1 pseudogene is annotated in these 1177 nt (G+C 43.5%); it reads left to right on the top strand.

The annotated features are described in order from the left end of the window. A pseudogene (locus AC1DSE_RS35550) lies at positions 1-462 on the top strand (hypothetical protein); the annotation flags it as partial. Positions 463-1177: the final 715 nt, after the last annotated feature.

A 1177-nucleotide genomic window follows, 5' to 3' on the forward strand; every position in this document is an offset into this window, starting at 1 on the left:
CATGTACCGCTTGAGAATATCTCCGATCACAAGCTGCTTACTCAGCTAGAATACGTGGCACTCTATCAGTCGATAAAGAAGTTTGAGCCACGCGGGGAAACGGGTATTCACTGGTACGGTAAAATCTCGGACTGGAAGGTCGTGCGGCGCAAGGAGATTACCGAGCGACCAGCAAGATCGGGCACGGAAGAAAAACTGTATGTGAAGTTTACGGTAGGAGAGTGGGTAAAGCGGGATAAGCCGATCATTCCGGGGGGACGAGGGATCTATACGCTCTTGTACACTTCAAAGTATGTGTTCGACCGAGCTTTAGAGATTGCAGAGCTGAAGCTGGAAACGGAAGAGGATCTACGAGAGTGGCGTGAGCAACGGCGAATAGGACCTGTCACAGTCGAGTTGGATCACGAGCTAGTGGATTTGGCTAGTAGGGTGCTAGGGGTTGGACGGTTATCTTTAACGTAAGATATGAATGAAGCACCCTCTTGGAAGAAAAAAACCTCCGTAAAAGCACATGGGCTAAACGAAACGAGCTTGATAAGAGAAAGAGCGTCAAGGATGCAATCTATTCACGATAATCGGTTTTTTATCATTTATGACATGTGACGTTATGTGGAAATTATGTCATCACAGTCAACTTCTGCAGAAGGTATCGAAATAAGGAGTGTTTGCCCAGGACCCAACGGAAGTTCGGGGATGCCAATATACATGATTCCGATTCGCAATCTTTTCTTTTCCGCTCCAAGCATGGGGGGGGGCGCGACTTTATAAAGCTGCATTCGGAGTGGATAGGGGGAAAACGGGTGTCTTCATCAACAAGGGGAAAATTACGCTTGTAAAATTCATGCAGGAAAGTCGAAATGTACTGGAAAAAGTAGATTCAATATACAAGCTGGAGTTTTTCAAAAAATTATGAAACTCCCAACAATCTGCGCCCAAAACAATTTGAGTTCCAGTGGTCTTTATTTCTAGAGGCAGGGTATCGGAATTTGGTTTAGTTTTTTAATAATTCAAGGAATATACTCGTGTTAGCTCGAATGAATATCACAATAAAGTGAAATTGTGTTAGTAGCTTATTTCCTAGTGTGAATAAAAATACTCCATCAATGAAGAAGAGGTGCTTAAAATGACAGTTAATTCTAATATTAAGCCAAGCCCGAAACAACTCGAGTACCAATCC

This window comes from Paenibacillus sp. 01L418 (genome assembly GCF_056400045.1).